At 52.2% G+C, this 253-nt stretch carries 1 protein-coding gene; it reads left to right on the top strand.

Annotated features, from left to right (window positions below; all coding sequences use genetic code 11):
* Nucleotides 1–16: 16 nt before the first annotated feature.
* The coding region (locus tag IV91_RS0115065) for a hypothetical protein (protein ID WP_031599603.1) at nt 17–253 on the top strand (237 nt) is incomplete at its 3' end.

Raw genomic sequence — 253 nt, 5'->3', positions numbered from 1 at the left:
ACGAAGGAGAAATAGAATGAAGAAGGATGTGACAACTGCAGCAGAAAGGCAAGCCGCCTACCGCAAGCGTCGGTGTGAGGCGGGAGAGAATGGTGAACGCCGTATAAACCTGTGGGTATCGACCGGAGCCAGTCTGGCGGTCCAGCGATTGGCGTCCCGTTACTGCGTAACGAAGCGAGAATTGGTTGAGCGACTGGTAGTGGCAGAAGAGAAAAAGATCCTATCTGGGATAAGTAGCGATGAATTGGATGTA

This window comes from Ferrovum myxofaciens, from assembly GCF_000735045.1.
GTDB classification, from domain to species: Bacteria; Pseudomonadota; Gammaproteobacteria; order Burkholderiales; family Ferrovaceae; genus Ferrovum; species Ferrovum myxofaciens.
This window is presented reverse-complemented; position numbering and strand designations above follow the sequence as displayed.